This is a genomic window from Lacinutrix sp. MedPE-SW (genome assembly GCF_001874145.1).
Classification (GTDB): Bacteria; Bacteroidota; Bacteroidia; order Flavobacteriales; family Flavobacteriaceae; genus Lacinutrix.
Window position 1 is genome coordinate 26,660 of the sequence record NZ_MPCX01000009.1, and the last position, 24,170, is coordinate 50,829.

A 24,170-nucleotide genomic window follows, 5' to 3' on the forward strand; every position below is an offset into this window, starting at 1 on the left:
TATGGCTAAAGAAGCTTGGTACATTAATGAATCAGAATTAGATGATTACCAGACACCAATAATTCAGAAGAAAATAAACAATTCCTTTGTGGTTAAAGGATGTGCTGGTTCTGGTAAAACAGTACTCGCTCTCTGGAAAGCTAGAGAAATAGATGATGCAGAACTTGGGAGCTATTATGTTGTAGTATATACCAAGGCTTTAAGACAGTTTGTTAACGATGGTGTTAATGAAGTAGGTTTAGCGCAAAGCAAGGTTGTACATCATTGGCATTGGAAAAATAGACTTAATCAGCCTAAAGCAGACTATGTGATTATTGATGAGGTACAGGATTTTACAAAAGATGAATTATCAGAACTGCAAAAATCTGCAAACAAAGCATTTATATTGTTTGGAGATTCAGCACAACAGGTTTACAAAGGTCTTAAGCCAGATTTAATGACGATGGAGCAAATTGCTTATCATACCTCATTACCAATGGAGCAATTAGTACTTAACCATAGGTTGCCTAAAAAAATAGGGCGTGTTGCCGAATATATTAATGAAACAGGAGATTCTTTAGAAAGTAGATGTACAAAAGAAGGAGCAAATAAGCCATTTTTAGTAAAAGCTGATGATTGGGCTCAACAACTAAATTTTATTAAAGATACTATAGAAGAAAGAGGTTATACAGATGTTGGTATTTTATTTCCAGATAACCAACTTGTAAAATCTGCTGACGAGTATTATAAGGATATAAACTTTAGAGTAGAAGCAAAATATGATATCTCTTGGCCAGATAATACTAAGTTTTCTTTAAACTTTCATAGTGAAAACCCTAAAATTCTTACGTATCACAGTGCTAAAGGTTTACAATTTGAGGCTGTATTTATACCTAGTTGTTCAGAAGGTCTTATTAATAAAAGAAACTTAAATCCTCTCTATGTCGCATTAACACGAACATATCAAGATTTATTTGTGATGTATACAAATACATTAACAGATTTACTAGAGCCAATTCCAAAAACACTATTTGAGATTGTGGATTTAACTGAAGATGACGACGATTTACCATTTTAATAGAAAGCAATGGAAAACTATTTATTTATACCAGTTAACAGTTTAAACTTTAATAATATTCTATCTTCAGAAAGTATATCACCAGCGTCTTTTTATGAAAAAAGAGGTTTTGGTTTTAGAAGGTTTGAGCGCATTAACGCAAATCCATTACCTAACTCTATTCTCGCTTATACTAAGGTGGTTGCTATAGAAACACCTAAAAGTGATAGAGAAGAATATCCTATTTACTTAGCTGTTCCAGAATCTTATATTCCAGCAGACCATAAAGCGTTTGCAACAGATAATGTAACCGTTTTACAGACAGATGCTTCCATTCATATAAACTGGAAGGAATGTTTTTTTATTGCTAAAAATGAAGAGGATAGAAAGAAGTTAGCAGCAGGAACCAAAAGGAGTTTAGAGATAAAGCACGCAGATTTATACTTAAAAAATTTCTGCTTGGTTACAGATTACAATTTTGAAACTATCGATTGGAATGAGACTATTTTAGATAATATTCGAGATTATAAAAACTATAATCAAAACCAAATTATAAAAGACCAGAAGCTAAATAAATTAAAAGGGCTTGTTTACGGTTTTGTTTCAGGTAAACTAAAAGAACAACCTAGCGAACTTACTGAAGGGAAAAGATATTTTCAAGACTTTATTAATTCCTTTTCAGTATTGATGAATGAATTCTCGGTATTATCCAGTGATTCTAAGAAAGGAAAAGTAGACAAGGTCAGAATTAAAAATGAACTTGATTACCTAATAGGACTAAAAGATAAAATCAGTATCCTATTTGGTGGGAATGAAGAGTTAGAAGTTGATAATGCCTTAATTAAAACATTTGCAATTGATGCTGCTCAAATTAAAGAATTCAAAGCCATAAACTACAACAAGACAAGAAATTCAATCTATTCAATTGTTGCTAGTTTCCTAAAAGAGAGAAACACAGAGTTATATGCAATTGATGAGCTAATGGAAGTATTAATCCAGAAAGCTAAATCATTTGTCAGATATAATTCTTTTAGTCTTTACAAAGCTTTAGATGATTCCTTCAACGAATACAGAGTATTGATTAATGCCAAAATATCTGACTATGAAAAAGAAGTAGCATTATCTAGTTCATTTGATACCATTCCGTTTGTAACTGGTAAAGATTATTCCATAGTTGGTTATAAGTTGGAAGGCTTTAACAATGATGAAAAAGAAACTTTTAGTGTAATAAGCAACGAATTATTATCACGACTAGAACTCTCAACAACTGATGAAATTGCACAAACGCGATTAGATATTATCCAGCATATTGGTGAAGAATTAAAGAAAAATTTTAAACAGGAGTCTGAAGAATTAGAGTTTTTAAGACGTTTGTATAAAAGTTTAAAAACTGTTGGAGTTGGTTTTAAAATTAGTGAAACAACAAACAACGCCCTACAATCACTAGCTTGTTTTTTATCACGTTATCAAGCAATGGATAAGCTTCAAGATTTTATGGAGAAAAACAAGTATCAAAATTATGGAATGACCTATGCACTTTGGGGTTCTGCATACGGTTATGCTAACCTTTCAAAAATTTTATTATCCTCTATAGATTCAAGTACAGAGGTTATGAACTTACTAGCTAACTATACTGCGAATGTTACTCTCAATAAAAGTTTAGATGAAAATATGCTTAGCAACTTTTTAGGAACTAAGAAATTATCAGAAACAAAATCTCCAGTTTTTGAATGGAATATTTCTAATGAAAAAAATAAGAATCCAGAAAAGAATAATATGGTTAAAATAACATTTGACCAAATGCTTAAAAATAATAAAGAGCTAGGTAAAAAAACAGAATGGGTAGAAGCACTTGGAGAATGTTATGATACAATGATGGAAAATGATATTGGAGGTGTCTTTTCAGATAGCTCGTACAAAGCAAAAGAATTTGAAAAAATAATATCAAATAAGAAATCAAAAGGGTATTTAAAAGGCTTCGGAAAAGCTAAGATTGAATTAGCTATTTCAGAATTTTTAAAATTTATAACTAAAGGTGAGTAAGATAAAAGAAGCATTAATAAAACGGTTTCAAGACCATAGAGTCATTTTCTGGTATGATGAAAAGAAAGACTTCATCGAAGATTTTGATACACTTTCCATATCTGATGTAGAGAAAATTCACGTCAACAAAAATGAGTTTGAAGTAAAGCATATTATCACGAAACAAAAACCAAAAGATAAGTTCTTACTCTACTTCACAGGCAAGAAACCTAGTAACGAAGAAAACTGGCTACTAGATATAGAACTAGCACATCATCTATTCCATACAGACCAAGAAGCAATGTTCTTACAAGAAATAGGTTTAGGTTATCATTTAAAAGAACTGATTGCTGAGCATATTGAATTTTTTAAAGCCAAAGACCGCAGGAACAAGCTTAAAGAGTTGCTGGGTGCTGGAGATGAGCACGAAGACATCCGTAGTAAAATGCTAGCAGTGTTATTCAATACAGATTATGTAAATCTTAGTACGTTTATACACTCACATAGTGCAGCATTTATAGATGGTAACGAGAAGTTTGATAAAGACTTAGACCGCTTTAGTTTAAAAAGCTACTACTGGGGAAAAATTAAATATGCATTTAACTATGTAGCAGAAGAACCATCTATTTACGATTTCCTATTAGAAGTCTTTAACCACAGCTTTAGTTTAGGTCGTCCTTCAGAATTGACTAAAGAATCTCGTTTACTCATTGCTCTTTGGAAGGATACCATTCAATATCGAGAAAGCTTTGGTGCGGTTTCAGATAAAATCGCGACTGACATTGACGTAGAAACCAAAATGCAACAAGCAGAAATTTCAGCTATTATAAACGACGATTTGTTTCGCTTAAGCGATAAAAAGATTATTTACGATTTAGTCAACCTCATCGCAGAAGAAGGTATTGCTTATGACAAAGTAGTTCAGTTTAAAAAACAAAGAGAAAATAAATATTGGTATGCTACTTCAAAAGCTTTATATAATGGTTTAGAATATGGTGCGGAGACCTTACATCTCATCCGTAAATACAACGGAACTACCTATTCAAATTTTAGTGATGGGATAGAAAGTTATGCTTCAGAATTGTATGAAGTAGACCAAGCCTATAGAAAGTTTGTTTGGAGCTTTAAACAATCAAAACAAAACAGAATACTTGCAACGCTAGCAGAAAAAATAGAAAAGGTCTATGCTAACGATTGGTTGTTAAAATATAACAACAACTGGCAAAAAGTAGTAGATGACTTGACTGTATGGCCTACTCAAGAACCCTATAGTCAACAACGCTTTTTTGAACAACACGTACAACCATTTGCAAAGAAGAAACAACGTTTATTTGTTATTATTTCAGATGCCTTACGTTATGAGAATGGCGCAGAATTAAGTAGAAGATTACAATCGGAAAATAGGTACGAGTCGTCCATAGAGCATATGGTAAGTAGTTTGCCTTGCTACACTCAATTAGGAATGGCTTCTTTATTACCGCATAGTAGTATTTCGCTTAAAGCGAAAACAGATACCATACTCATTGATGGAATGTCAAGTGCTGGAACCAAGGGACGTTCTAAAATTTTAGCAACAAATTCAGGTGTAAGAGCTACTGCAATTAAGGCAGATGACTTTATGAATATGAATGCGAATAAAGAGGGAAGAGCTTTTGTAAAGCAATACGACCTCATCTACATCTATCACAATAGAATAGACAAAACAGGTGACGATAAAGCTACTGAAGAACGAGTTTTTGATGCTGTAGAACAAGAGTTCGATTTCTTGATGGATATGATGAAGAAGATTGCTAATATGAACGGAAACAATATGATGATTACCGCAGACCACGGTTATATCTACCAACATAGTGATTTAGATGAAAGTGATTTTGTAACCTCAAGGCATTCAGGAACCATTTGGAAAGAAAATAGACGCTTTGTTATTGGTCAAGACCTAAAAGGTGATGACACCACAAAAGCCTTTAAAGGTTCTGAGTTAAATATTGATACGAATGTAGATGTATTGATACCAAAATCTGTAAATAGATTGAGAATAAGCGGAGCTGGTTCACGATTTGTTCACGGTGGAGCTACGATGCAGGAAATTGTTATTCCGTTGCTTAAAGTGAGTAAAAAACGTCAAGACACCACATCTCAAGTAGATATTGATATTATTAAATCTACAGATAGAATTACTACAAATATTCTTGCAGTTTCATTCATCCAATCTAATCTAGTTACTGAGCAAGTATTACGAAGAACCATTAGAGCTGCCATTTATGCAGAAGATGGAGAACGATTAAGTGATTTGTTTACCTACAATTTTGATATAGATGAAGGAAGTGAAAGACAACGAGAGGTAAAACATCGTTTCCAATTGATGTCTAAAGCCAGTGGAAAGTATAAGAACCAACGTGTAAAATTAGTTTTAGAAGAACCTGTAGAAGGAACCACAAAGTGGAAAGAATACCAAAGCTTCTTTTACACACTAAACATATCATTTACTAACGACTTTGATGACATATAAGATATGAAGGAACTAGATATAAAACTTAATGAGCACTTTGAAGGAAAAGTAGTTAGAAAAGACTTAACCCAATTGGTTAAAGGAAATGCAATTGTACCTACTTACGTATTGGAGTACCTTTTAGGTCAATATTGCGCTACAGATGATGAAGAAACCATTAATCAGGGCGTAGAAACCGTTAAGAATATAATATCAAAACACTTCGTACATAGAGATGAAGCTAACCTCATCAAATCTACAGTTAAAGAAAAAGGGTCGCATAGAATTATAGATAAAGTTTCTGTAAGACTTAATGACGTTAAAGACCAGTATGAAGCATCTTTTGCAAATCTTGGACTAAGTCGTATTCCGATTTCCAGTGACGTCATTAAAGAACATAAAAAACTACTCTCAAGCGGAGTTTGGTGTATTTTGACCTTAGCATACTATTCTTCAGATGAAAAAGGAACCGTTCCTTGGATAATAGAAAGTATTAAGCCCATTCAAATATCTAATGTAGATATAGAAGAATACAAAAGTGCAAGACAGCAATTTACGACAGATGAGTGGATGGATGTATTGATGCAATCGATAGGTCTAAACCCAGATGAGTTTACCAAACGTTCTAAACTCTTACAATTAACACGATTAGTTCCATTTGTAGAAAACAATTATAACCTCATCGAATTGGGGCCAAAAGGAACAGGTAAATCTCATATATTTTCAGAATTATCACCACACGGAATGCTTATATCAGGTGGAGAAGTTTCCAAAGCTAAACTCTTTGTAAATAATAGCACTGGAGAAATAGGTTTGGTTGGCTATTGGGATGTTGTGGCTTATGATGAGTTTGCTGGAAAAACCAAAAGGTCTGATAGAGGTTTAGTAGACATCTTAAAGAATTATATGGCAAACAAGTTCTTCTCAAGAGGAACACAACAATATGGAGCTTCAGCGTCAATGGTGTTTGTGGGTAATACAGACCATTCAGTTCCCTATATGCTTAAGCATAGTGACCTTTTTGAAGCGTTACCAAAGGACTACTATGACACTGCCTTTTTAGATAGAATGCACGCTTATTTACCAGGTTGGGAAGTGCTCAAATTGCGTAATGAAATGTTTAGTTCTGACTATGGTTTTATAGTTGATTATCTAGCTGAAATCCTAAGAGGGCTACGTAAGGAAGATAGAACCAATGAGTATACGCAGTTTTTTGAGTTATCTAACTCTATCACTACTCGTGATAAAACAGCTATTGAAAAGACATTTGCTGGATTAATCAAAGTCATATATCCGCAAGGAGATTTTGATGAGGATGAGGCTAAAGAGCTGTTAGATTTTGCCATAGAAAATAGAAAGCGTGTAAAGCAACAGCTTGAGAAGATGGATGAAACCTTCTTGGAACAACCTGTAGATTTTAGTTATACCATTAAAAGTTCAGGTGAAGTAGTAAATGTAGAAACCTTGGAAGTAATTGAGAATGGCGGAGGAAATTTAAACACTATTAATCAGGTTGAGACTTCAGACGTTTCTAATAAAGATATGGTTGAGGCACTTCAACCAAAACCAATCGAGCTTTCAGGTGGACAAAAAATAATACGAGACAACCAATCTGGTATTTCATATGACTTACTATTCGGTGCTTATCTGGTAGGCGCTACTGATGTAAAAGTAATAGACCCATATGTGCGACTTCCCTACCAATTGAGAAACTTTATGGAATTTGCTAAGCTACTTTCTGAAAAGAAAGACCCAGATGTTGAGGTCAAGCTTCATCTAGTAACAGCAAATAATGAAGATTATATTGAAGATGCTAAAGAAGCCTTCAAACAAATGCAATATTCACTGGAAGGAATAGGAATTATTTTTACTTACGAGTTTGATGATTTCATTCATGACCGTTCCATCATTTTAGATAACGGCTGGAAGGTCATTCTAGGGCGAGGGCTGGATATTTGGCAAAAAACAGGTGGATGGTATGATATTAATGAATACTTGCAAGAAAAACGTTTATGTAAAGCTTGTGAGGTGACTTTTGTTGAAAACTAGATTAATGGAAAACAAATTTTCAATAAAAGCCAAAACATATACGATTAAGCATAATCAAACATCTGAAAAGGATGTAATACTCAATAGTTCTATAAAATATATTATACCTGTTTACCAAAGACCCTACTCTTGGAACGAAGAGCAAATTGATAAATTCATTTCTGATATATTTCGGTCATTTTACGGCTTTGATAGAAACTCAGAACCAGAACCTATGTTTATCGGTACGATGCAATTATCTGGTCAAAGAAAATTAGAAAATGGTTCTATAATTCAAGAGGTAGTTGACGGTCAACAGCGATTAACAACATTATTCATCTTCTTAAAAATACTTTCTCAGAAATTTAGCCAGAATAAAGAATTGAATCAGTTAGATTTTGATTGGTTAGAAACCAAAGTAAATAGTGGAGAGCAACAAAAGAATTTATCACATTTCCTTAATCTTAATTCTTTACCAGAAGCAAGCACAAACAACCTAAATCCATATATTACAAATGCCCTTATAATAAATAATTTAATAGAAGGTGGTATTAAAAATGACGAAGGCAACAGAAATGATTTTGATATAGATGGTTTTGTAAATCACCTCTATTCTAATGTTTATTTTGTGGTTATTGAAACTGTTGCGGGGCTTTCTAAAACACTTCAAATATTTGATGCTATTAACACTACAGGACTTGACTTAAATGGAAGTGACGTCTTCAAGATTAGAATGTATGAATATTTGAAGGACAAAAAGAAGCAGGAAGAAACCGCATTTGATAAAATTAACAATCTCTATGCTAAAGTTGACAATTATAATAGGGTTAATGAGATAAATATATCATTCACTGAAATCTTAAGTATTTATCAAGACATACTTATTTCAAGATATAATTTACCTAATGTTCTTTTCTCTTTAGGTACCACTACTTTCTTTGACCGTTTATTTGATAGTCTATTTAATCTTTACCAATGGGAGAACTTCACTAAAATTAATGAGGTTGAATTAATTTTAACTGACATTGACAGAGTTATTGAGGCTAGGTTTCAATGGGAAAATCTATTATATCCAACGCTTGAAGATGCAAGTTTAATGTCTTTTGTTTGGTGGTCTAGATATAGTAGATTTTGGAAAATAGTTATTATTTTCTTGTACCGATTTAATGAGAATCCAAATGATGTTTTTCGTTTTATTAATAAACTGAGTAAGTTATTCATACTTTACAGTATCTACTTTGATAAAGCGATTAATAACATATATACTTTTACTTATAAATTAATAGATGACTTAATAGTTGATGAAAAACCTTTAAATGATTTAATTAAAAGGTTGGAAGATAAAATTTCTGGATTAGTACCTTATCACGATATAAATGGTAAAGAAGTTTTCTTGAGTAAACTAAATGGAAATATTGTTTATAATGCGAAAAAGAAAAACCTAATATGTAGATTATCTGCTTTATTAGAAGAGGATTTAAATTCTGACATTGATATAAATGAAAGACGAGAAAGACTTTTTCACTCTCAAAAGTTTCCTAACGATATAGAACACATACAATCATTTAATGATGAGAATATTGATGAAAGAGAATCTATAAAAAATAAATGGGGAGAAAATCTCCATTCTATTGGTAATCTTGTTTTACTTGAAAGGAATATAAACAGGAAAATTAGCAATAAATCATATGGTGAAAAGGTAAAAGAGTATAGTACTAGTTATTTTAAATGTGTAAAGGGATTAAACTCTAAATATCCTGAATGGGGCTTGGAACAAGCACTAGCAAGAAAGGAAACTGAAATTAGGAAAATTGAAAACTACTTATTTAGCTAATTGAATTATGGCAGTTTCTGTAGCGGAATTATTTGAAGAATTTAGACTTAAACCCAAAGGTTCTTTCAGTTGGAATCATCCTCTAGATGCAAATTATAATGGTGTTTACGTACTAGCATTGACATCCAATCCCAATGACAAAGAACCTCATCCCTTCAATTTTGAGATTTGTGACGATACTTTTTCATACTGGCTGAGTCAAGCAACCGACTTACAAATTAATGGAGAAAAAGTGACGAAGAAGGAACAGGTAAAGCAATATTTGAAGCAATTTTGGAACCCAAACGAGAATATACTGTATATAGGTGAATCATCATCGCCTACAAATCCGCTACAAAAAAGGATAAAACAGTTTTACTCTCATAAGGTAGGTCAGAAAGGGCCGCATACTGGTGGTTACTGGTTAAAACTATTAAGTTGTTTAAATAATGTTTCCGTCTATTATGCGCAAGCTCAAAATCCAAGAGAAGTAGAATTTAAAATGTTAATGAAATTCGTTGAGCTATCTACTGGAAAATCATTTTATGAGATAGAAAATTTTGCAAATTATTTACCATTTGCAAATGTAAAGCTTGATGTATCTAAAAAACACTTCTTAACCAAACATACTAATAGAAATAAAAGGGTTCAAAAGTCAAAATAAAATATTTATAACAAATCGCTAACTAATGTTTGCAATTTGTTATAAAAACCTGGTTATTTGTATTTTACAAAATTTGAAAGACAAAAAATCAGAATTATGGAAATCGCAAAAACTATTTTAGGACAAATTAAATATCTAGACAAAATGGCTCTTATGGCTTGGGGAGCTAGAAACTTTGTAGCACTACCAAAGTCAAAAGAATTTCAAGGTGGTTTACGATTTAAAGTTAATGGTCTTAAACATCAAGGTTGGGTAACTATAGAACTTACATATTTAGATGAGTATACAGTTTCTTTTATAAATGAAGATGTTGAGGTTGTAAAAGTTCGTCACGGTGTTTATTGTGATATGCTAGTAGATGTGATAGACTATATCGAAGGTAAAGAAGCTGCTTAATGAAGAAGTTTGTAGCATACTATAGAGTAAGTACTCAAAAGCAAGGTAAATCTGGGCTTGGTCTGCAAGCTCAGAAAAATGCTGTTCTTCGTCATACTGGAGGCAAAGGTGAAATCATAGGTGAGTTTACCGAAGTTGAAACAGGAACCCGTAAAAAGAAGCGTAAAGAAATTTATAAAGCTATTGAGTTAGCCAAAAAAGAAAAAGCTACTCTAGTGGTTGCAAAGCTCGACAGGCTTTCAAGGGATGTAGAATTTACTTCAGCTCTTTTTAATGGTGGTATCGACTTTGTATGTTGTGATAACCCAGAAGCAAACAAACTTACAATCCAATTGCTGTCGGTCATTGCGGAACACGAAGCTTCTGTTATCTCAACAAGAATTAAAGATGCATTAAGGGTCAAGAAAGAAAAGATAGCGAGAGGAGACTATACTAATAAGGATGGTTCTCAAATGAAGATGGTAGATGGTAAAGTTCGTTTAGGAAATCCTAATGGTTTTGGGGAATTCCAAAAACTCGGAGTTGAGAAGATTAAAGAGAACGCCAGAACCAATAAAGCTAACATTCAAGCTAAGGATATTATATGTTCAGCTCGAAAAGAGGGCTTGACCTTCCAGCAAATAGCGGATAAGCTTAATAAGTTACAATATACAACCAGAACAGGAAAGCAGTTTCACGCTATACAGGTGCAGAGGTTATATGTAAAATGTACTGATAAATAAGCTCCTTGATATCAATTATGGCTTATTTATTCTACTTTCATCAAATATTTTATCAGCGGTTTCATTTGCAAACTATTATCCTGTTTCCATCTAATAACAAATTTTTTACCTTGATATTTTGGGTTGGATATTATGCTGCCGTTTGAATCTTCAATGCAAAGCGGAACACCCATTTTCTTTATTCTTTTGCTGTTTGTAGGAAATGGCTCTAAATTATTAAAAATAATATTCACATCATCTCGATTGTTATCGATTGGTTTCATCTCACAATCCCGAAATTCTACAATCTGGAAATTATTAGATTTATCTAGCCTTATATATTCATTGTCGCTACCTGCATTACTTAAAACCATTACATCATTTTCATCAATAAGTGCAGAAACTGTTTTGTTAAATATTGATATATCTAACATTCCTTCATTTAATCTTGCAGGAACTCTAGTTTCTCCGTAAAAATCAACCAAATAATTTTCCTGTTGTTCGGTGATGTAGATTACTTTTTCCTCTCTGCTTTTATCTACCCAAAACCCTAAATATTCATCACCTTTGGATGAACATGAACTTAAAAGAGTTAATGCTAAAATTGGAAGTATGTAAGCTAGTCTAGTTTTGTTAGTTCGAATAAAATATATCATTGTTGTTAGTTTTAGTTTGAACGTTTGATGAATAAATCAGTATTATTTCCGTTATAATCAACTAGAATACCTTTTAAATTGCCGTTGCATTCGATGTTCAATGAACCACGACTTTTGCTATTATTTGAAGCATCGAACGACCCAGAAACTACCCGATAATCCGCAATGGCTATTCTACCATTTGTCGATAAATACCAATCGCCTTCTAATCTATATCCACCACCAGAGACAATAAATCTACTCGGTTGCTTTGCGCCTGTACTAAGGTTATACTTCGTGTCAAATTTTACATAACCGTTACCATTCAACGTAAAGTTGGATGTTGTCAAATATTTGATGGTTTCGCTACTAGGTAAATTACAGTATGTCTTATTATTTCTATTGTTCTGGGTATTATAGTTTTCGTTGGATGAAGTATTACTTCTTGGCTTATCATAATTTTTTATAGTGTAATGGTCACTACGTGTTTTTGGTTGGGTGTAATGAGAGTATGCCTTAATAGCTATTACCACTACAACAATAGCTATTATAATTTTTATTGCTTTAAAAACTCTTTTTTTCATATTATAATCAGATTGGTAAAAAAACACCAATATACAAAATGTTACGATTTATCGTAACCTTATAAAATGTAATATTCAGCATCTTGACTTCAAATGATTGAAGCAGACAAGGAATATTTATTTACAATAGGGCAAAATATAGCTAAAGCTAGAAGACGTAAAAAGCTTACGCAAGTTGACGTATGTGTTGAACTTAAAATGGACAAACCCTATCTGTCCAGTATTGAGAACGGCAGACAAAACCCAACTCTTTTAACATTAAAGAAGCTAGCTGATGCTATAGGTGTTGAGGTTGAAGAGTTTTTAAAAGACTAAACTCTCTCAGGAAAATACTCTGTAAAATTCCTTCTATCATCCAGTAAATCGCAAATCACTCTATCAATTTTCACTTTAATAGATTTCCTTTCTTTACTAGTTAGGTTATCCGTTAAAGATATTCGAACATTGTCAGGAGCTTTGATGTTTATGGTTTCTATATTATCTCTGATAAATTCTAATGTCATAAGTAATCTTTCATTTAAACCATTTGGGATAAATGAATTTTTCTCGAAAGCTTTTTTCGTGAATTCTTTTAAAAGTATCGATTTTATAGGCAGTTGAACCTCTGTCTTAAGAAGCTTTAGTAATTTAATTATATCAATTTTATCTTTCTGGAAAGTTCCAAATTCTTCCTGTTTTTTAGGATTCATCTTGAGTTTCCAACTACCTTCACATAATTCAGGATTTTTGAAAAGGGTATAATCATTCTTACCTCTTACAAAGTCTGTTCTAAGAGCTGGAACGACATCTATTATCTCTTCGTGTTCATCTATCTTATAAATTAAGCCTATGGAAACTTTTTGTTTTCTCACGTCTTTTAGTTCAGAATCCTTAAAATGGTACTTGAAGAAATTGTAAACTGTGTTATACATTTTGCTCTCGCTAGGAAAACTAGTTTTCTTGAATTGTATTCTAATATCTAAATCTGATAGACCACTTATTGCAGTACCCTGTTTAACCGAACCTTGATACGATACATTGCCTAGAATGTCTTTGGCAAACTTATTTTTTAGTGCTGATTTTACTTTTCTCCCTTTTATTAGGACTTCTTTATCTATTTCATCGGGTGTGTAGGAACCTATAGCACTAACCAAATATGAAATCTCATCCGCTTCATCAATTATTTCTTTTCTTGTTGAAAAAATAGACATAATCAGATTAAGCACACTTGCACTCGTTAAGCCAATAATAGCACCTATTGTCCCTGCTAGAACAAATGACTGATAATCAAATTTTTGTTGTGGATTTTTGTTGTCTAGTTGTTGTGAACCATTAATAATCAGTCCTAAAATTCCACCTATTATAGCTCCTAATTGTAAATTTTCTTTGCTAGATTTCTTCATCTAAAGTTTCTCCAATTGTTGACAAGTATGAATTTAAATCAATTGCTGCGATTGTACCGATGGCTTGCTGTAAATATCTCGTAAGTTGCAAAAAGAAAGTCACCAACGAATTTTCAGTTTTACTAAAATTGATGCTTTTTATGTTTCTGTTTTGATAATGCTCTATGAATTTATCTATTCCAGTTTCCATAATCTCTTCATTTGGCTCATAATCAACAACAAAACAGCCATAATCTGCAATACATCCCATATCAATACTTCTAAGTTCTTTTTGGTTTGCCAAGTGAGCTTTAATTGTCTTATTATCATTGTTATGAGAAAATGTATTCGTACTAGTTAAGATGCCACCAACGATTTTTGTAAGCGGACGTGGTGGAAATTTTCTACCAGAATTTATCATATCTGTACTTGTACGTTTAAGCTGCCTAACACTCTCGATTTTTTCAGCAGAATATTCGATAAATGACTTTTCATCTACGTGACCCTGTATATCTGGTTTCACTTCAAATACTGCATAAACACCCTCAGCTGGAATGTAATGAAAACCATTTTGTGAGAAAATAAAAGGAGTGAACCAGTTATCATAAATCACAATATCAATTTGGTGACTTGTATTACCTTCTGAGTCTATTACAATTGCTTTGTCTACACTATATCGATTAGGAAGATATTTTTTTAACCATTCAATCCAAGCGTTTTCCAAAGCATCTCCTTTTGCACCTTGGTGGGTAATATTGGCTCTACTTGTGTTTAACTGAGCTACCATTTGATTTTGTAATCCAGCAAAAAGAGTTTGTAAGTCTACTTTACTCATATCTTAAAAGTTTTTTATCATTATACACATAGAATTCAAAATCGTTTAACCTCGATTTATTGATGCTTAATATCATTAGAGTTGGATTGTTTATTCCAACGGTTTTACATTCTGCTATTTCTATCATGGCATTGAGGTCGGTTATACTGAATTGGGTGCTATTGTCTGGATGTGTATGCCATTCACCTACATAATGCTGTTTAGGATTTAGACTATACAATCTTTTTAATTCTCCCTTTATTCCCTTTGCACTGCGTTCAAATGAGTATTTTGAGTTCCTGTATTCACTAGGTAATATGGTTTCTGTTATGTGTAGTGTTTTAAAATCTTCAGAATAGAAACCAATTAAAAAGCCACCGTATTCTTTTGGGTACATTTTTATTCCAGCATCTACAATTTTATTTAGAAGTCCCTTAGGAATTTGTACCTCAACGTCCATATTTAAATTCCGAAGCTTCAATACTGTATTATTTTAATGTTTAATTCATCGTTGATTTCTGATTTTACAATGAAATTGTCTTTAGGAGAATCACTTTTATAGATATTATTTATTTTCTTTAAAGCAATCTGAACCAGCATACTAATATCATTATAAGATGCTCTAAAAGTTGGACTCCAACATCCAGTTGGGTTATAAAGGTCTTCAACGTCATTGTCAAGTATTTCTGAATACTGTTTACTCACAAAATCATAAGTATTAGGATGAAATGCACAAACCAATTCTTTTGCGTGGTTTGTAATAGACAAATTTATAAGGTCACTTTTCAGACTCAAATTGTCTAAAACAAACATTAAATCGTCATCAGTTGAACAATCAATTATTAAATCATAGCTATTGAGAAAGTCTTCTAATTCATTCCTAGACTTATCTTTTCCAAATAAGGCTTTAGACATTATCTCAAAATATGGTTGATTGACTGTATGTATATTTACGAAGGGTGATATGTGAGATAATACATTACTCATTTCTTCAATTTTATCGGTTCTTCCCGATGCAAATTGAAACTCGGCACGACATACGTTTTTAGGTTCTTTTACGTCGTAGTCAGTCAAATCAATCTTTGTACATCCGCATTTTACAAATGTCCTAGCAACATTACTTCCTACAGCACCAACACCTATTATTAAAATTCGTTTTTCTGTTAATTTCGAACTGAATGCTCCTCTGCCAAAAAAATACTTGTAGGATGAATTTCTAGACGTAGCCCATTTTATATTTTCATTTAACAACTTGGATGTCCAAATTTGATTCTCTTTTGTTCCTTCTATGGGGAAATTTCCAATTTCTATAGTAGCAACTAACCAATGTACTTCTCCATTCGGTATTTTATAGCCGATGTAAAACGGCACATATTGTCCACGTCTCTTTTTCTTAATGTATTCTTTTTCGCATTGGTGTAAAAATTCCAGAAAATCACTTGTGAATACATCAATAAATTCTTTCCAATTTGAATATGCAAATCTATTGTAAGTAGCAGGTTGCTTTTCAGCATAAAAAAAGATTCCGTGATTCGGACGACCAAGTTCCTTGTAGATATTACTCCATTTACATATTACTATTTCTTTTCCGAATTCGTCTACAAAACCCTTTGTCAAATAATTGTGAATAGGCTTGTTTCCATTTTTCCCTTCACTTAACAGGGATAAATTTACAAACCCGAACTGGTTACGATTAAATGTATAATCTACATCCGTAAACATATATGAAGTAATTATACCTTTAAAGTCCGATTCTCGGGTTATAAGGTGTTCATAGTGTAGGTCGGAGTCTATATTAATATAATATTTCTCAATCCAGTTTTTAAGTGATTCAAAATCAATCAGTAGTTTTTTTTCAATATTAGGATTATGGGAAGTATGTATACAGACGGTACCATCACCCATAACGTGATTGTACTTTAAGTAATCCTTATTTATAAACTTGATGGTTTCAGCATCGTAAGTCCTAAACGGATATTGAGGATAAATAACGACATAGAACTCTAAAGGTTCTGATAATCCTTCAAATTGAATTGATACTCTTCCCTGTATATTTACTTCACCAGAGAAAGGTTCTTTCACCTTTACATAGGGTATACTGTCTAATGTTTGTAATATATTATCTAATCGATTTTCTTTCATTAACCGAATCGTTGATTTTGTGTTGGTATTGAAAATGTGCTCGCTCCTGTTTTCACACCATAACCTTCACTAGATTTAGTATCTTCATTTTCTTTAAAATCTGGATTTATAGGAAAATATATTTTAAGATTATCAGAGTTGTCTTCGATTCTATCCAGCATATTTTTCATCTTAGAGGATAAGTTTTCTTTCTGCCAAGATTCTAAAGTGTCCGCAACATTATTGCCACTATTACCTGGGTCACTTAGTGTAAAACCGTCTTTTGTAATGTTATCACGGATGTACTCCATCGTAGATTCAAGCATCTCACATAAATCACCAGAAATACTATCCTTGTCAAACGCCTTAATAGTAATCAATTCCATCAAAAATGACTTGTAGTCTTCATTATTAGAGGATTTCCATATCTTTAGTAAACGGATAATTTTTCTTTCGTTATCTCTACTTTTAATATGTTCAATTTGAGCCTTTATATTGGTTAAAAGATGGGTTTTTCCTGCTAACAAACCATATTGAGAATGAACGTATAAGTTGAGCTTATTATCCTCATTATATTGGTCTTCATTTAGCTCTCGTCCAGGTACAATGTCTATGCTTATTTCGTCTCCGTCATTGTCACTATAAAATATAATACCAATGGAAACTTTTTGTTTCCTTACTGTTGCTTCTGTACCATAAGTTTCATTAAGGAAATCGAAAACATCATCAAACATTTCTTCTAGAGTAGAAAAGGATTTTTTCTTAAAAGGTACCACAACATCCAAGTCAAATTTAGTATTGATAGCTGTATGCTTAGCATACGAACCAGAATTCAACGGACTATAAATTTTGTCAGTGTAGTGCTCTTCTAAAGCCTCTTTAATAGATTTACGCTTATCTCTGTATTTGTCTAATAAAGAATTAACGTGAGACATTTTGTGAGTCTCTAATACCTCTTGTAGATATTCTTTTTTATTTATTGCCATATCTTTTTTAGATTATTTTAACAAATAATAAGCCAATGACGCCTGTCTGTCAGTTTGTTATATTGTTTTAGACGAAGCGATGAAAATTACAGATAAAAAACATTGAATCCTTAAATACTAATAATCTTTCTGTTTAAAGTCTGACTTTATGTCAAATTCTCAGTATTTTATTTTTTTAATAGCGTTTTTGATAGCTCATAAACTTTAATTATATCTTGTTTTAATTGGTTAGATATTGTAATTTTACTCGCTACTAAGTAAAGCTTCACAGAAATGTGAAGCTTTTTTATTACAATAAATCTTGATTTTTTTAAGTACTATTATTTAAATAAACTATAATTTTTAAAATAGCTGTTACACTTATCTTATTCATAACGTTATAAATAGTAATTATTTATTTACAAGCAAATTATCTTTTTAGCTCATTATATACTGTTTTGAGCAACGTATTTAATTTTAACTATATAAATAGAGCAAAATGTTTAATAGTTGTAAATTATACTATTATAAAATATCATGGTATTACAACCCTAAGATTTAAAATGTCAAATTGACATTTTTTTACATGAAAAAATGACAATAATCTTAGCTATATGGTGTTTTTTTTCTTAAAATTTTAATAAAAAATCACCTTAAAATAAAGCTAATTCATTTTGGTATTTTATTTGTAAAATATGTATTGAAGTCAAAAGATTTCAAGTTTGAAATAATGTTTAATTTAAAATTTTTGTAATTATGAGCAATTTAGTAACTGTTCCTAAAAATGGAAGTTTAACAAACACGAATTCAAATGGAAACTTCCCAACTTGGTCTAGCTGGTTAGATGATATATTTAATAGAGACCTACCATCAGTATTTACGTCTAATTTTAATACTGGAATTACCTTACCAAAAGTTAATATTAAAGAAACTGCCGATTCGTATATTGTAGAAATGGCTGTTCCAGGATTAAAAAAATCAGATTTTCATATTGATCTTGAAAACCAAATATTATCAATTTCTACTGAGGTAAAGGAAGAAAATGAAAAAAAAGAAGAAAATTACACGCGACGTGAATTTGGATATTCTTCGTTCAAAAGAACCTTTAGTTTGCCAGAGACAGTAGATGAAGATAAAATTAAAGCACGTTATAACGAAGGTATATTAAATATTCATTTACCTAAAAAAGAAGAGGCAAAACAAAAGCCTGCAAAAACCATTACCATTTCTTAACTATTAAAATTATGGTTATTTATTTAAGATGAGGCTATTTTATAGCCTCATCTTAAAATTTTAATATTTATTTTAAATAGATGTCTAATCTTAATATTTAAAAAAATGAAAAAGCATGTATTATTGCTAGTGACGCTTTTTTTATGCTTTAGTTGTAGCGGACAAAATAATGAACTAAATAAAGCTGAAACAAAAAAGAGTGAAGCGCATGTAATTAAAGAGCCTAAAGGCACTTGGAAAGTTGATAAAGAATTTGATGAAAATGGAAATTTAATAAGATACGATAGTATTTATACTTGGTCATCTAACAATAAATTTAATAATCTTTCTTCTTTAAATAAAGATAGCTTGATGCAATCTTTTAAATCAAATTTCTATAGAAACTTTTCGAAATTTGAAAACGAAGGATTCGAAGACGTTTTTTCTCAAGATTCACTTTTTAGTAAACACTTTTTTAATGATGATTTTTTTAAAAGCTCTTTTGGAAAAGACTTTATGGATATAGATGAAATAAGAAAGCAAATGATAGAGAGACAAAAGGATTTTTTAGAAAAATACCAATCTGAATTCATTAAAGCTGAAGATGAAAACTAATTAGTTTTCGTCTTTTATTATTATTATTAATATTTTACCTTCAAAAATCAATTTTTATGATGAAAAGCAGCTAGTTAGCATTAAGAAATAGCTAGTGATATAAATTAAATTGTTTTTAGAATAGTTAATTAAAATAAAATATTGATTTACTTAGATTCTAAGCGCTTAATCATTGCCTTCATTTCCTTTATTTCCTTTTCTTGAGCTTTAATAATTTCTTGAGCTAGTTTTTTTACTTCTGGATCTTTTAAATCTGCATTTTTGCTTGTAAGAATTGCTATTGAATGATGAGGAATCATTGCTCGCATCCACTTTATGTCGTTTATAGGAATTTGTTTTCTTACTAAAAATGTTGAAATTCCAATTATTGCTAGACTACTAATAATTATTGTAATATTTTTAGTTTTATTCTTATACATGTTTTTCATAAAAAAGAACATGATTAATGCCATGCCTCCAATTCCAATTAACGTCATATACATTCTAGTCCAGCTAAAAAAAACATGACTAAATTCATAAGTATTAAAGTACATTGTTATATACATTGAGATTGCAGAACAAATTAACATTAATATAAAAGTGGTATAATTTTTCTTATTCATAATTAATTAATTTTAGTTACACTTGTGGTTATAGACTATACGTAGTTATTTGGTTTTAACTAATTTACTAAAAATAAAAAACAAAAAAATTTTAAAGAATTTCGCAATAAGCTTGATATAGTAAACTATTATATAGTGGTGTGTAGAGGTTTTTTATAACCTTCTTTAGCTTTTTATATAAAATGTCAAATTTTAAATTGTATGCTTATATTTTTCAATATAATTTTTAGACTAAGTGAATATGCCTTTCGTATTTCAACATTATACAACTTGAAAATTATATCTTCTTTCCGTTATAAAGGAGTTCCTTTTTTAGGTTTATTTTTTTTAATACTAAACGTTATTAAAACAGGAAAAAATGTTTTGGTTATAAATAGACTTCAATTAATTTTCCAGAAGTAGCTTCTAAACTTATATTGTTTATACAAGCAGGAATAATTATTGTTTCTCCAATACTTAATTTGTATTCTTCGTTATTTTTAGCTGTTTTAAGCGATGTATTTCCTTCAACACACATATATATTACAAATGAGTCGTAAGTAGATAGTTCTCTGTTTAAATAGCCCTGAATATTTAGTATGTTGGTTTTAAAATATGGCGAGTTTACTAATGGACTTGGAGTGTTTGTTTCTGTTTTATATTCTGTTTTGTAATTTTTATAGAGATTGTAATCTATTGCATCTAAAGCTAAATCTGTATGTAGCTCTCTTTTTTCGCCCGTTTTTTTATCTACTCTATCATAATCATAAATACGATATGTTATGTTAGAGGTTTGTTGTATTTCGGCTAATAAAACACCAGCGCCAATAGCATGAACTCTTCCGGTAGGAATATAAAAGGTATCTCCAGATTTTACTTTTTCAATATTTAAAATTTCTTTTAAAGTATTGTCTTTAAGGTGCTGTTTGTATTGCTCTTGTTTAATTTCTTTATTAAAACCAACAATTAACTCTGCATCTTTTTCTGCTTGCATTACATACCACATTTCATTTTTTCCAAAGGAATTATGTCTTGCTTTTGCTAATTCATTACTTGGGTGTACTTGTATAGATAATGGTGTTTTGGCATCTATAAATTTAATTAGTAGCGGAAAATCATTACCAAAAGAATTGTATACTTTTTCACCAACAAAGTCTGCTTTAAAAGTATTAATTAACTCTTTTAAAGTCTTTCCTTTTAAATTGCCGTTACTTACTAGGGTTTCATTATCCTTAACATCTGATATTTCCCAAGACTCACCAATACTTTCTTGAGAATACTTTTTGTTTAAAACAGTTTTTAGTTTGTCTCCTCCCCAAATTCTATAACTATATACTGGATTAAATGTTAACGGATATAATTTCATTTTTAAGCAATTTACTGTATTTGTTTAATGAAGTGTTTTGTAATTGTATTTAAATGTTTGTCTGCATTATTTATAGCATCATCTAAATTTTTTGCTTCATCAATAATTTGGGATGCATAACTAATTCCCATTGTGTTTAGGTCTTTTTCAGTTATATCTATGGCGCCGCAAAAAGCAGCAACTTTAATATTTTTTTTAACTGAAACGTCTAAAATACCTTGAATAGTTTTGCCAGAAAGTGTCTGGTAATCTAATTTTCCTTCACCAGTAATAATCCAATCTGCATCTAAAATTTGATTGTCAAAATTAGATAATTTTTTAATTAATTTATTACCACTTTCAAGATTTCCTTTTAAAAATATTTTTGATGCAATTCCCATGCCTCCAGCAGCACCAGCGCCAGCAACATTTTGTGGGTTAATATTAAATACTTTTATTATTAATTTTGAAAAATCTTTAAGGCCTTGATCTAATAATAAAATATCATTTTGGTTTGCACCTTTTTGTGCGGCGTAAACATGTGCAGCACCATTTTCTCCATATAAAGGGTTGGTAACATCGCAAGCAATTTGAAATTCAACATCAAATATTTTAGTGTTTACTTTGCTAACATCTATTGTTTTAATTTTAGATAAGTTAGCACCAACAGGATGTACTGTTTTGTTTTTTTTGTCTAAAAACCTATAGCCTAAAGCAGTAGCCATACCAATACCGCAGTCGTTAGTGGCGCTACCTCCAATTCCTAAAATAATTTTTTTTGCGCCATTATTTATAGCATCTAGAATAAGTTCTCCTGTACCAAAGGAAGTAGCATTTTTACAATCTATTTCAACTGGTTTTAATAGTTTTAAACCAGATGCTTCTGCCATTTCTATAAAAGCGGTTTTAGAATTTTCTGCATATAAATAAGATGCTTTTGTAGAAGCGAATAATGGATTGCAAACAGTTGTAATTTTTTTTATACCATGTAAATAATAATTAACAATATCTATTGTACCATCTCCACCATCTGCTAAAGGTAATTTTACAATATTGGTTGCTGGTAAATTTAATTTTATTTGTTTTTCAACTATATCGCAAAACTCTAAACTTGTAAGAGAATTTTTAAATTTATCTGGAGCAATTACAATTTTCATATTGCTAATTTAATTTAGAATTTCACCAATAAAAATGGCAAATATTACTATTAATAAAAAGTAAGATAATAATATAGCAACTTCTTTTTTACCAGCTTTATAAATAGAAATATCTAATCCTGGTTTTAATTCTTTTTTTACAACACGGCTAACTACTAATGCTATAATAATAGTAATTGAACAACCAATTACATTCCACCAAAACCAAAAAATACTAGGGACATAAAGCCATAAATATATATTAAATAATACACCAGCAACAATACCTAAGTTTGCACCTAATGCATGTGTTTTTTTAGTTAAAATAGCTAATATAAAAGCGGCTAATATTGGGCCATAAAATACAGAGCTAACTTTGTTTATTACCTCTATAACTGTGCCTTCTATACTACCTGCAAAAAAGGCGAAAAATAAACATACTAATCCCCAAAAAACAGAAAGAAGCCTTGAGTATTTTACATATTTTTTATCTGGTAAATCTGGTTTAAAACGTTTAATAAAATCTTCTAAAGTTACTGCCGATAGTGAGTTAACTGTAGAGCTTAAAGATGACATTGCAGCAGACATAATTGCTACAATTAAAATACCAATAACACCATTAGGTAAATATTTTATTATAAAAACAGGCACCATTAAGTCGGCTTTTTTTCCTTCTAAACTGGTGATGTTAGATTGGTAAACCGAATTTAAAAGTTCTTGAAAACTAGCATCTTGAAGTATTAAAGTTCCTAGCACTAAGCCCATTATACAGTAAGTTAATGTTATTGGAAACCTAAACAAACCATTTGCTAATAGCAGTTTTTTAATTGTAGGTAATCCTTTAGCAGATAATAAGCGCTGTGATTGTGTTTGGTCTGTACCATAATATGAAGCATATAAAAACAAACCGCCAATAACCATTGGCCAAAAGCCAAACTCATCGTTTTTATCGGCATTATTAAATCCCCATTTTGAAAAATCTACAGCTGTTAATCTGTCTTTATCAACAAGGTTTATAAAATTATCATAACCACCTAATTCACTTAAACCGTAAAAGAGACAAATAACTATACCAAAAAACAGTATGCACATTTGTATTACATCTCCCCAAATTACAGCTTTCATACCACCTTGAAATGAATATATCATGGTAATAACTCCAATAATTAATATTGAAATCCAAAATTCTATACCAATTGTAGCTTGTAAAATTAAAGCCATTGTGTAAACCATTACACCAGTTGCAACAGAACGACTTATTTGAAACACAAAGCTTATTAATAATCTAGATGATGCATCGAAACGGCGTTCTAAAAACTCGTAAACACTTACTATCCCAGACTTGTATAAAGTAGGAATTATAGCAATTAATAGAAAAGCCATTGCTAATGGCACACCAAACTCAAAAGTTAACCACTGTAAACCTCCACCATCTTTTAGACCTACAAATGCTGGAGCTGAAATAAAACTTATGGCAGAAAGCTGTGTTGCCATAGTTGATAAACTTAAAGGAAACCAACCCATAGACTGACCACCCAAAAAATAATCTTTAGAGTTCTTATTTTCTTTAAAAAAATATCCAATCCCTAAAAAACCTATTAGGTATAAAATTATAATGATATAGTCTATGTAATTCATCTGTAATTGGTTGTT

Annotated in this window: 22 protein-coding genes; 11 read left to right on the plus strand and 11 right to left on the minus strand. The window is 31.0% G+C overall.

Going from position 1 to position 24,170, the window contains the following annotated elements; all coding sequences use genetic code 11:
* The first annotated feature begins 1 nt into the window (after position 1).
* The 8 genes from BM549_RS09505 to BM549_RS09540 all read left to right on the plus strand — a co-directional run bounded on the left by BM549_RS09505 (position 2) and on the right by BM549_RS09540 (position 11,169).
* Positions 2–1,057, plus strand: coding sequence for a 3'-5' exonuclease (locus tag BM549_RS09505; protein ID WP_290470047.1), 1,056 nt, complete (start codon positions 2–4; stop codon positions 1,055–1,057).
* A gap of 9 nt (positions 1,058–1,066) precedes the next feature.
* Positions 1,067–3,079, plus strand: coding sequence for a hypothetical protein (locus BM549_RS09510; RefSeq protein WP_290470048.1), 2,013 nt, complete (start codon positions 1,067–1,069; stop codon positions 3,077–3,079).
* A complete protein-coding gene (gene pglZ, locus BM549_RS09515; protein WP_290470049.1) occupies positions 3,072–5,567 on the plus strand; it encodes a BREX-1 system phosphatase PglZ type A in 2,496 nt (831 codons plus the stop codon). The genes BM549_RS09510 and pglZ overlap by 8 nt, the downstream gene beginning before the upstream one ends.
* Positions 5,568–5,570: 3 nt before the next feature.
* Complete coding sequence (brxL, locus tag BM549_RS09520) at positions 5,571–7,595, plus strand: BREX system Lon protease-like protein BrxL (RefSeq protein ID WP_290470050.1); 2,025 nt, start codon at positions 5,571–5,573, stop codon at positions 7,593–7,595.
* 4 nt (positions 7,596–7,599) lie between these two features.
* Positions 7,600–9,408: a DUF262 domain-containing protein gene (locus BM549_RS09525; RefSeq protein ID WP_290470051.1), complete on the plus strand. Its 1,809-nt coding sequence runs from the start codon at positions 7,600–7,602 to the stop codon at positions 9,406–9,408.
* A 7-nt stretch (positions 9,409–9,415) separates the two neighbouring features.
* Positions 9,416–10,051 (plus strand): hypothetical protein, encoded by a 636-nt coding sequence (locus BM549_RS09530; protein WP_290470052.1) that lies wholly within the window; start codon positions 9,416–9,418, stop codon positions 10,049–10,051.
* Between the two features lie 96 nt (positions 10,052–10,147).
* The gene (locus tag BM549_RS09535; protein WP_290470053.1) at positions 10,148–10,447 is read left to right on the plus strand and encodes a hypothetical protein; all 300 of its coding nucleotides are present in this window, start codon (positions 10,148–10,150) and stop codon (positions 10,445–10,447) included.
* Positions 10,447–11,169 carry a recombinase family protein gene (locus BM549_RS09540; protein WP_290470054.1) on the plus strand — a complete coding sequence of 241 codons (723 nt, stop codon included), beginning with the start codon at positions 10,447–10,449 and terminating at the stop codon, positions 11,167–11,169. Before BM549_RS09535 ends, BM549_RS09540 begins: the two co-directional genes overlap by 1 nt.
* 26 nt (positions 11,170–11,195) lie before the next feature.
* On the opposite strand, the gene BM549_RS09545 is transcribed toward BM549_RS09540, so the two are convergent.
* Together BM549_RS09545 and BM549_RS09550 are read right to left on the minus strand one after the other, a co-directional pair.
* On the minus strand, positions 11,196–11,804 hold the full coding sequence (locus tag BM549_RS09545; RefSeq protein ID WP_290470055.1) for a hypothetical protein: 609 nt from the start codon (positions 11,802–11,804) through the stop codon (positions 11,196–11,198).
* Between the two features lie 11 nt (positions 11,805–11,815).
* Entirely contained in the window at positions 11,816–12,367 is a 552-nt protein-coding gene (locus tag BM549_RS09550) for a hypothetical protein (RefSeq protein WP_290470056.1), read from the minus strand.
* A gap of 93 nt (positions 12,368–12,460) precedes the next feature.
* Between BM549_RS09550 and BM549_RS09555 the strand changes: the two genes are divergently transcribed.
* Positions 12,461–12,682, plus strand: coding sequence for a helix-turn-helix transcriptional regulator (locus BM549_RS09555; protein ID WP_290470057.1), 222 nt, complete (start codon positions 12,461–12,463; stop codon positions 12,680–12,682).
* Here BM549_RS09555 and BM549_RS09560 read toward each other — a convergent pair.
* From BM549_RS09560 to BM549_RS09580, 5 genes are read right to left on the minus strand one after another with little or no spacing between them, the layout of a single operon-like run.
* Positions 12,679–13,749: a hypothetical protein gene (locus BM549_RS09560; protein WP_290470058.1), complete on the minus strand. Its 1,071-nt coding sequence runs from the start codon at positions 13,747–13,749 to the stop codon at positions 12,679–12,681. The two genes, BM549_RS09555 and BM549_RS09560, sit on opposite strands and share 4 nt — an antisense overlap.
* The gene (locus BM549_RS09565) at positions 13,736–14,563 is read right to left on the minus strand and encodes a DUF6602 domain-containing protein (protein WP_290470059.1); all 828 of its coding nucleotides are present in this window, start codon (positions 14,561–14,563) and stop codon (positions 13,736–13,738) included. The genes BM549_RS09560 and BM549_RS09565 overlap by 14 nt, the downstream gene beginning before the upstream one ends.
* Positions 14,556–15,002: a Mov34/MPN/PAD-1 family protein gene (locus BM549_RS09570; protein WP_290470060.1), complete on the minus strand. Its 447-nt coding sequence runs from the start codon at positions 15,000–15,002 to the stop codon at positions 14,556–14,558. The genes BM549_RS09565 and BM549_RS09570 overlap by 8 nt, the downstream gene beginning before the upstream one ends.
* A 17-nt stretch (positions 15,003–15,019) precedes the next feature.
* A complete protein-coding gene (locus tag BM549_RS09575; RefSeq protein ID WP_290470061.1) occupies positions 15,020–16,684 on the minus strand; it encodes a ThiF family adenylyltransferase in 1,665 nt (554 codons plus the stop codon).
* Positions 16,684–17,649 carry a nucleotidyltransferase gene (locus tag BM549_RS09580; protein ID WP_290470062.1) on the minus strand — a complete coding sequence of 322 codons (966 nt, stop codon included), beginning with the start codon at positions 17,647–17,649 and terminating at the stop codon, positions 16,684–16,686. The genes BM549_RS09575 and BM549_RS09580 overlap by 1 nt, the downstream gene beginning before the upstream one ends.
* Positions 17,650–18,384: 735 nt before the next feature.
* On the opposite strand from BM549_RS09580, the gene BM549_RS09585 reads away from it, so the two are divergent.
* Together BM549_RS09585 and BM549_RS09590 are read left to right on the plus strand one after the other, a co-directional pair.
* Positions 18,385–18,861: an Hsp20/alpha crystallin family protein gene (locus BM549_RS09585; RefSeq protein WP_290470063.1), complete on the plus strand. Its 477-nt coding sequence runs from the start codon at positions 18,385–18,387 to the stop codon at positions 18,859–18,861.
* A 105-nt stretch (positions 18,862–18,966) separates the two neighbouring features.
* On the plus strand, positions 18,967–19,455 hold the full coding sequence (locus tag BM549_RS09590) for a hypothetical protein (protein WP_290470064.1): 489 nt from the start codon (positions 18,967–18,969) through the stop codon (positions 19,453–19,455).
* A gap of 146 nt (positions 19,456–19,601) precedes the next feature.
* Here the strand turns inward: BM549_RS09590 and BM549_RS09595 are convergent, their stop codons facing one another.
* From BM549_RS09595 to BM549_RS09610, 4 genes are all read right to left on the minus strand, one after another.
* Complete coding sequence (locus BM549_RS09595; RefSeq protein ID WP_290470065.1) at positions 19,602–20,057, minus strand: DUF305 domain-containing protein; 456 nt, start codon at positions 20,055–20,057, stop codon at positions 19,602–19,604.
* Between the two features lie 367 nt (positions 20,058–20,424).
* The gene (locus tag BM549_RS09600; protein WP_290470066.1) at positions 20,425–21,402 is read right to left on the minus strand and encodes a type I phosphomannose isomerase catalytic subunit; all 978 of its coding nucleotides are present in this window, start codon (positions 21,400–21,402) and stop codon (positions 20,425–20,427) included.
* Positions 21,403–21,413: 11 nt separating this feature from the next.
* Complete coding sequence (locus BM549_RS09605) at positions 21,414–22,538, minus strand: glycerate kinase (protein WP_290470067.1); 1,125 nt, start codon at positions 22,536–22,538, stop codon at positions 21,414–21,416.
* 9 nt (positions 22,539–22,547) lie between these two features.
* Positions 22,548–24,155, minus strand: a complete 1,608-nt coding sequence (locus BM549_RS09610; RefSeq protein ID WP_290470068.1) for a sodium:solute symporter — start codon at positions 24,153–24,155, stop codon at positions 22,548–22,550.
* Between the last annotated feature and the right edge of the window lie 15 nt (positions 24,156–24,170).

Excerpts from the sequence above, each read along its gene's own strand:
- BM549_RS09530 (WP_290470052.1), top strand. The coding sequence starts at position 9,416 with ATGGCAGTTTCTGTAGCGGAATTATTTGAAGAATTTAGACTTAAACCC.
- BM549_RS09595 (WP_290470065.1), bottom strand. The coding sequence starts at position 20,057 with ATGAATAAGAAAAATTATACCACTTTTATATTAATGTTAATTTGTTCT.
- BM549_RS09565 (WP_290470059.1), bottom strand. The coding sequence starts at position 14,563 with ATGAGTAAAGTAGACTTACAAACTCTTTTTGCTGGATTACAAAATCAA.
- BM549_RS09505 (WP_290470047.1), top strand. The coding sequence starts at position 2 with ATGGCTAAAGAAGCTTGGTACATTAATGAATCAGAATTAGATGATTAC.
- BM549_RS09540 (WP_290470054.1), top strand. The coding sequence starts at position 10,447 with ATGAAGAAGTTTGTAGCATACTATAGAGTAAGTACTCAAAAGCAAGGT.
- BM549_RS09600 (WP_290470066.1), bottom strand. The coding sequence starts at position 21,402 with ATGAAATTATATCCGTTAACATTTAATCCAGTATATAGTTATAGAATT.
- BM549_RS09610 (WP_290470068.1), bottom strand. The coding sequence starts at position 24,155 with ATGAATTACATAGACTATATCATTATAATTTTATACCTAATAGGTTTT.
- BM549_RS09560 (WP_290470058.1), bottom strand. The coding sequence starts at position 13,749 with ATGAAGAAATCTAGCAAAGAAAATTTACAATTAGGAGCTATAATAGGT.
- BM549_RS09605 (WP_290470067.1), bottom strand. The coding sequence starts at position 22,538 with ATGAAAATTGTAATTGCTCCAGATAAATTTAAAAATTCTCTTACAAGT.
- brxL (WP_290470050.1), top strand. The coding sequence starts at position 5,571 with ATGAAGGAACTAGATATAAAACTTAATGAGCACTTTGAAGGAAAAGTA.
- BM549_RS09510 (WP_290470048.1), top strand. The coding sequence starts at position 1,067 with ATGGAAAACTATTTATTTATACCAGTTAACAGTTTAAACTTTAATAAT.
- BM549_RS09570 (WP_290470060.1), bottom strand. The coding sequence starts at position 15,002 with ATGGACGTTGAGGTACAAATTCCTAAGGGACTTCTAAATAAAATTGTA.
- BM549_RS09545 (WP_290470055.1), bottom strand. The coding sequence starts at position 11,804 with ATGATATATTTTATTCGAACTAACAAAACTAGACTAGCTTACATACTT.
- BM549_RS09590 (WP_290470064.1), top strand. The coding sequence starts at position 18,967 with ATGAAAAAGCATGTATTATTGCTAGTGACGCTTTTTTTATGCTTTAGT.
- BM549_RS09550 (WP_290470056.1), bottom strand. The coding sequence starts at position 12,367 with ATGAAAAAAAGAGTTTTTAAAGCAATAAAAATTATAATAGCTATTGTT.
- BM549_RS09585 (WP_290470063.1), top strand. The coding sequence starts at position 18,385 with ATGAGCAATTTAGTAACTGTTCCTAAAAATGGAAGTTTAACAAACACG.
- BM549_RS09555 (WP_290470057.1), top strand. The coding sequence starts at position 12,461 with ATGATTGAAGCAGACAAGGAATATTTATTTACAATAGGGCAAAATATA.
- BM549_RS09580 (WP_290470062.1), bottom strand. The coding sequence starts at position 17,649 with ATGGCAATAAATAAAAAAGAATATCTACAAGAGGTATTAGAGACTCAC.
- BM549_RS09575 (WP_290470061.1), bottom strand. The coding sequence starts at position 16,684 with ATGAAAGAAAATCGATTAGATAATATATTACAAACATTAGACAGTATA.
- BM549_RS09525 (WP_290470051.1), top strand. The coding sequence starts at position 7,600 with ATGGAAAACAAATTTTCAATAAAAGCCAAAACATATACGATTAAGCAT.
- BM549_RS09535 (WP_290470053.1), top strand. The coding sequence starts at position 10,148 with ATGGAAATCGCAAAAACTATTTTAGGACAAATTAAATATCTAGACAAA.